This window comes from Kitasatospora sp. NPDC056783 (genome assembly GCF_042789895.1).
Lineage (GTDB): Bacteria > Actinomycetota > Actinomycetes > Streptomycetales > Streptomycetaceae > Kitasatospora.
Map to the genome: position 1 here is coordinate 1 of NZ_JBHUAF010000444.1, position 6,766 is coordinate 6,766.

The following is a 6,766-nucleotide window of genomic DNA, read 5'->3' on the forward strand; positions in this document are numbered from 1 at the left end:
CGCCCCCGGCGGCTTGACCGCCTCCTGTGGCGCGGTGACGGTCCGCTCGGTCACCCGCGGCTCCGCGGTCTCCCGCCGCACCGGCCCGACAGCCGGCGCGGGCGCCGCGCCGACGGAGGGCACCACGAGCAGGGGCGTCTGCCGCACGGGCGACACCGCGGGCGCGGCCGGCCGTTCGGCAGCGCGTGACGCCGCCGGTGCGGTCGCCGGGGGCCGCACCGAGGGCTCCCGCGGCACCGGCTGGTCGGCAGCCGGCACCGCCGCCCGGCGCGGCCCGTCCGGTTCCTCCCGGAGCACGGGCAGGGCCGCCCCGACGGCGTCGCCTCGCTCGAACGGCCCCGACAGGCGCGGGCGGACCGGGGTGAGCCCGTCGAGCCCCTCCGGTGCACTCCGCCCGAGCAGGCGGTCGAAGTAGTCAGGCATCTGCGCACAGCTCCAGGTAGTAGCGCCGCCGCAGCGGACTGAGCGCCAGGATCTCCGGTTCGCTCCAGCCGTAGGCGGTGGCCAGCACGTGTACGTCGAGCAGGGTGCCGCGGGCCCAGGCGTCCAGCTCGTCCCAGAGGTGGGAGACGATGTCCAGCCCCGCCTTCGTCCGGTCACCGCACTGCGGGCAGGCCACGTTCAGCCGTATGTCCGCACACGGGTCGGCCTCGGCCGCCGCCTCGGCCATCCGCTGCCGCAGTTCCTCCGGCAGCTGGTCCGCCGCCGCCGGCCCTCCCGCGCGGGAGGCTTCGAGGACGCATTCGGCCAGCAGCGCCGCCCGGGCCTCGGCCGCGGGCAGCCGCTCGACCGCCGCCAGGTCGCCGGTGGTCGGCAGCCGGAAGCTGACCTGCCAGCCGTCCGCCGCGACCACCAGCGGCCCGTCGGCCGGCCGGGCCGCGCCGACCACCTGGGCCGCCGCGAAGTCGAACTCCATCTCCTCGGCGCAGTTCCCGCAGGTGATCAGGACGTCGAGCCGCTCCCCGAACAGCGCGACGCGCAGCTCGAAGAGTTCCGCGTCCCGCTCGCCGACCGGTACGGCCAGCAGGGCCGCCCGGTCCTCGGCCGGCCGGGCGGCGGCGTGCAGCAGCAGGGCGCGCCCGGTACGGCTCGCCGTCAGGCCCGACTCCCAGGTGGCCAGCAGTGCCACCGCGCTCAGCCGCTCCATGTCCGTGGTGCCGGTCAGGACGGCAGGTTGAAGGAGGGCTCTTCCGGCTCCGGTGTCTCCTCGTCCCGTTCCCAGCCCTCGACCTCCAGCTTCAGGCTCTGGATCGCCACCGCGTTGGCGTTGGCGTCCAGTTCGCCGAGCACCTGGTACTCGCTGGGCCAGGCCCGGTACAGCTTGTGGGCGACGGCGACCTGCCCGGCCTCGTTCAGCACCTGGATCACCAGGTCCTTGCGGAAGTCGCGCAGCGACACCTCCGCCCCGCGGCCCGCGCCGACCATCCAGACCTTGTTGGCCCAGCGGTCGAACTCGGCGTCATGGGTGACCCCGCGCTCCAGCGTGACGGCCTCGAAGTCCGTCCGGCCGGGTGACTTGCGCGGTGCGCTCGGGTCACCGCCGTTGCGGTGCTTCACCACCTCGGTGGTCCGCTTGAGCGGGCTGATCTTGCTGATCCCGGCGACCACCCGCCCGTCCCAGACGACCAGGAATTTGAAGTTCTTGTACGGATCGAACCGATAGGCGTTGACCGAGAACTCAACCATGGAGATCCTTAAACCTCGAACTGTCCGGCGAGCTGCTCGATCTTGACGACCACGAATTCCGCCGGCTTCAGCGGCGCGAATCCGACCAGGATGTTGACCACACCGCGGTTGATGTCGTCCTGGGTGGTGGTGTCCTTGTCGCACTTGACGAAATACGCCTCGCGCGCGGAGACGCCCTGGAACGCGCCCTGCTGGAACAGGGTGTGCAGGAAGGCGCCCACATTGAGCCGGATCTGCGCCCACAGGCGGGTGTCGTTCGGCTCGAAGACGACCCACTTGGTGCCCCGGTAGAGGCTCTCCTCCAGCATCAGTGCGAGCCGGCGCACCGGAACGTACTTCCACTGCGAGCTGAGCACATCGGCGCCCGCCATCGTCCGCGCGCCCCAGACCACCGGGCCCACCACCGGGAACGTCCGCAGGCAGTTGACGCCGAGCGGGTTGAGCAGCCCGTTCTCCCGGTCCGTCATCGGGACGGTGAGCGCCCGCACGCCCGAGAGCACGGCCTCGGTGCCGGCCGGCGCCTTCCACACCCCGCGCTCGCCGTCGGTGCGGGCCATGATGCCCGCGATGGTGCCGGACGGCGGGAAGCCGCGCAGCCTCCCGGTCAGCGGGTCGACCAGCTCCAGGTGCGGGAAGTACAGCGCGGCGTGGTCGCTGCGCACCGGGTCCAGTGCCGGCAGGCCCGCCCGCGCCGCGTCCAGCGTGGTCCAGGAGGCGGGCGAGTCCACGATCAGGAACATCCGCTTGTCCGCGCAGAGCGCCTCGGCGGCGGAGACCACCGTCGCCATGTCGTCCACGCTGCCGTAGCCCGCGAGCTCGGGCAGGACCAGCAGGTTGACGTCCTGGACGTCGCGCAGGGCCTGGATGCCGGTCTTGCCGGCCTCGCTGCCGATCAGGTCGGTCGGGCCGGGCGCGCCGCCGTCCCGACCGCCCGCCAGGGCGAACACCGGCGGGTTGACGATGCTCTCCAGACCGAGGTCGTTCGCCGCCTCGCCGAGGAAGCGCACCACGTCGGTCTGGTCGCCCGAGCCGGCCACCACCTGCAGCTGCCGGCCGAAGGCCGTCACCCGGGTGCCCGCGAAGGCCCGTTTGCCGGGCGCGTCGGGCAGCGCGCGCAGCTTGCGCTCCAGCAGCAGGGCCAGCTCGGTGACGCCGGAGGGCGCCCTGCCGTCCACCGCCGGGTCGTAGATCCTGAACGTCCGGGTGACGTCGCCGATCTTGACCTGGATGTCCTGGGTCAGGTCGGGCAGCGCCGCCGCGAACGGCTTGGAGACCGTGCCGACCGGGTCGGGCCGGCCGGCCGCGCGGACCTTGACCCGGACCACGGCCGAGCCCGGGTTGACCACCGTCTCGGCGAAGCGGGCGCTGCCCTCCTGCGCGGACAGGTTCTGGAAGGACTCCCGAACCGTGCCGGTGGTGTCGAACACCTGAAGGTTGAAGGTGTCGCCGGGCGTCGGGGTCTGGTAGTCCACGGCGACCCGCAGGGACCCGCCCCAGGTGCCGGGCTCCTTGGCCGTCACGTCCAGGACCGCCGTGGCGGTCGAGGTCTGGGTCGAGTCCAGGGTGACCGCGGCCGAACCGCTGGTCCCGGCCGCCACCGCCCGCACCACCACGGCGATCGCGCCGCCGTTCAGGAAGAACTGCTGGGTGGCGTAGCTGACCGGGCTGTCCGCGGAGAGTCCGCCGAACCTGCGCTCGAAGTCCGCGTAACTGGTGATGGTGACGGGCTGGTCCACCGGGCCGCGCCGGGTGGCCCCGACGAACGCGGTCACCGAAGTGCCCACCGCGGCGATGGTGCGAACGCCACTGGGAAGCTCTTCGATGTAGACGCCCGGATAAGACGTTTGCGTCGGCAAATTTCCCCCTCCGTTCACTTCGTGCCTCAAGAGAGATGAAGGAGGAGAGTCCGCGAATAATCAGCTGTGCCCACTCTCCTGAGCTCCAGTCTCATTCGGAACCCGAGATCACGTCAAGTCATTTCCGGGACGAATGACTTTCCCGTGGTGCGAGGTAGGTGAAGAGAAAAAATCTGATCATTCCATAAACGCTGTCATTCACCCTCGGGGAGCCGTGATTGGTCGATCGACTGTTCGGGCGGGTGCTTCCGCCGGCGGCCGAGCAGGGGCTGAGCGCCACTCCGCACGCGGCTTCCCCTCAGTCGACCACGGTGAACCCGTGCGCCTCACCGAGGCGGGTCAGGGACTGGACGCCGGGGATGCCGTCCGCCTGCTGCCCGGAGTAGCCGTACCGGCTCTGCAGGGCGGAGTACGCCGCGATGGTCCTGGTGCCGAACGAGCCGTGACCCCACTGCGGGTCGAGCAGACCCTCCGCGACCAGGGCGAGTTGCACGGTGTAGACGTCGTCGGGGTACGTCGTGGCACCCTGCGGCGCGGATGGGTCGTGGCGCGCCGAGGCGACCACATGACCGTGGTCCACCTGCGCCAGCGGGATCGGCCCGCCGAGCAGCTCGCGCAGCGAGGTCTCGCCCGGCACGCCGTCGGCATCCGAGCCCGAGTAGCCCAGACTGCTTTGGAAGTCGGCGTAGTTGAGGGTGTCGGCGTCGGACCAGTCCGGCCCGGGGCCCTGCTGGTAGTGCCGGCCGAAGCCGGCCGCGACCAGTGCCCGACCGACCGCGGTGACCTGGTCGCCGTGCACGCCGTACCCGTACGGCAGTCCGCCGACGCTCGTCCGGTACCGGGCCGGAGCGGGTGACGGCTGAGGCGTCGGTTCGGGCCGAGGAGCCGGGGCACCCGCCCAGTCCCGCAGGTCGGCCGCCGAGCCGTTGTAGACGTCCGAGTCGAGCGGGTCCTCGCCGTACTGGTGGAACTTCCAGGCCGCCTGGATCCGCGGTGAGCCGGGCTGGACGTAGTCGGCGATCCAGAGGAAGTCGCCGCAGTCGTCGTCGGTGCGGAACCAGTAGTCGCGGTTGACGTAGAGCCCGACCCTGTTGTCCGGGTAGCGCGACTTGACCGCCGCGAGCCACCGGTTCTTCACGTCGGTCGCGCTCGCGTCGTCGACGCCCTGCCCGTACGGCTCGAAGTCCAGCGCCAGCAGTTCGCCGGCCGGCACCTGGCCGACCACCCGGCAGAAGTGCTCGATCTCTCCCTCGACGGGGTTCTCCGCGTGCAGGAAGTGGTAGTGGCCGACCACCAGCCCGCGGCCCCGGGCGTCGGCGACCTTCGCGGCGTACCCCGACTGCTCGGTGCGCCCGCCTTCGGAGGCCTTGATGAACACGAAGTCCGCATCATCCGGAATGCCGGACTGGAAGTCGGAAACGTCGTAGCCCTGCGCGTACGCCATCCGGAACCCTCCCCCGAGTTTTCGACCGATGGCAGCGACATCCACATTCGCGGGCAATCTGATGTGATGTCAACTGGCTTGATGGTAACGGGAGATGACGATCAGATGCCGCCTCCGAAGGAGCCCCTGGGCCGAATCCCCCGAACGGCTCGCACTCGAACAGATGCGCCTTGGTCGAAGATGTGTCCATTCGCCGGCTCATCGACTTTCAGGTCGCCACCCCGGGCCCTCGGCCCCGGACGGCTACAGTGACAACCGCCGCACCGGGTCGTTCCTCCCGACCGACCCCCGTCGACGGCAGAGAGCTCCCCCTTCCGAGGTGACCTGAACGATGCCCGAGGCCCCCCACCGTGTCTCCGTGGTCGGCGCGGGAGCCGCCGGAACCCTGACCGCGACACAGTTGCTCCGCCGGGCCGCCGCGCTGCGGCTCGACCTGGCGGTGCGGCTGATCGATCCGGCGGCCGCCGCCGGCCGGGGGGTGGCCTACTCCACGAGCGCCGCGCACCACCGGTTGAACGTCCCGGCCGGCGGGATGAGCGCCTTCCAGGACGCGCCGGACCACTTCGTCCGCTGGCTGGCCCGACGGTCCCCCGGCGCCCACACCGGCGACGACTACGTCCCCCGGGCGCTGTACGGCGAGTACCTCGCCGACGTGCTGGACGCCGCGGCCCGGTCCGGCCCCGGGCGGCTGCACCGGGTCCACGAGCGGGTCGTGGGTGTGCGCCGGACCGGCCGCGGCGTGACGCTCGCCCTGGAGTCCGGCCGGCCCCTGCCGGCCGAGGCGGTCGTCCTCGCCCTGGGCAACTTCCCCCCCGGAGAGGCCTGGGTCCCGCCGGCCCTGCGCCGTTCCCCCCGCTACCTGCCCGACCCCTGGGCCCCCGGCGCCCTCGCCGGCCTGCCGCGCGACGGCGACGTCCTCCTCGTCGGCACCGGCCTGACCATGGTCGACGTGGCCCTCACCCTCGACCGCGCGGGCCTCGCCGTCCGGGCGATCTCCCGGCACGGCCTGCTGCCCCAGCCGCACGCCGAGTCAGCGCTGCCCGCCGCGCCCTTGCCGCGCTTCGCGCCGGGCGCGCGCCTCCACGAGGTACGCCGGACCCTGCTGAGCCACATCTCGGCCTGCCGGCGCGAGTACGGCGACTGGCGGGTGGGGATCGACGGCCTGCGCCCGGTCACCGCCGAGCTCTGGCAGCGGCTGCCCCTCGCCGACCGCACCCGCTTCCTCCGCCACGACCACGGCCTGTGGAACGTCCACCGGCACCGCATCCCCCCGGCCGTCGCCCGGGCCCTGCGCGACGCGATCGGCGCGGGCCGGGTCCGGGTCACCCCGGGCGAGGTCACCGACGCCGTGCCGGGCGAGGACTCCGTCCTGGTCCGCCTCCGCGACGGGCGCGCCCTGCGCGTGGGCGCCGTCGTCAACTGCACCGGCCCCCAGGACGATGTCCGCCGTCTGGACGACCCCCTCGTCGCCGGTCTCCTCGCCGCCGGCCTGGCCGCGCCCGATCCCACCGGTGTCGGCTTCCACACCACCCCCGGCGGTCGCCTGCGACCCCCGGCCGGGGCCCCGCCGGTCCCGCTCTGGACACTCGGCCCCCCTCGCCGCGGCGCCCTCCTGGAGTCCACCGCCATCCCCGAGATCCGCGCTCAGGCCGCCGCCCTCGCCGCCACCCTCCTGGGAGGACCCACCGGGCCGAACAGTGCTTGCCCATGACGGATGGTCAGATGGATGCTCGAAGGGATCCGTCGACGGGATCGGCAGCTCGTACGGCCCCTCGCGCGG

The 6,766-nt window shown here is 72.7% G+C and carries 5 protein-coding genes and 1 pseudogene; 1 reads left to right on the forward strand and 5 read right to left on the reverse strand.

Features of this window, described 5'->3' with window-relative positions; all coding sequences use genetic code 11:
• The 5 genes and pseudogenes from ACFRMQ_RS36305 to ACFRMQ_RS36325 all read right to left on the reverse strand — a co-directional run.
• Positions 1–423: pseudogene (locus tag ACFRMQ_RS36305) on the reverse strand (hypothetical protein); the annotation flags it as partial.
• On the reverse strand, positions 416–1,147 hold the full coding sequence (locus ACFRMQ_RS36310) for a hypothetical protein (protein WP_380735100.1): 732 nt from the start codon (positions 1,145–1,147) through the stop codon (positions 416–418). The gene ACFRMQ_RS36310 and the pseudogene ACFRMQ_RS36305, both read right to left, overlap by 8 nt.
• Before the next feature lie 14 nt (positions 1,148–1,161).
• On the reverse strand, positions 1,162–1,686 hold the full coding sequence (locus ACFRMQ_RS36315; protein ID WP_380735101.1) for a phage tail protein: 525 nt from the start codon (positions 1,684–1,686) through the stop codon (positions 1,162–1,164).
• A gap of 8 nt (positions 1,687–1,694) precedes the next feature.
• A complete protein-coding gene (locus ACFRMQ_RS36320) occupies positions 1,695–3,542 on the reverse strand; it encodes a phage tail sheath family protein (protein ID WP_380735102.1) in 1,848 nt (615 codons plus the stop codon).
• 298 nt (positions 3,543–3,840) lie between these two features.
• A complete protein-coding gene (locus ACFRMQ_RS36325) occupies positions 3,841–4,986 on the reverse strand; it encodes a peptidoglycan-binding protein (protein WP_380735103.1) in 1,146 nt (381 codons plus the stop codon).
• Positions 4,987–5,317: 331 nt separating this feature from the next.
• On the opposite strand from ACFRMQ_RS36325, the gene ACFRMQ_RS36330 reads away from it, so the two are divergent.
• Positions 5,318–6,697, forward strand: coding sequence for an FAD/NAD(P)-binding protein (locus ACFRMQ_RS36330; RefSeq protein ID WP_380735104.1), 1,380 nt, complete (start codon positions 5,318–5,320; stop codon positions 6,695–6,697).
• Positions 6,698–6,766 lie beyond the last annotated feature (69 nt).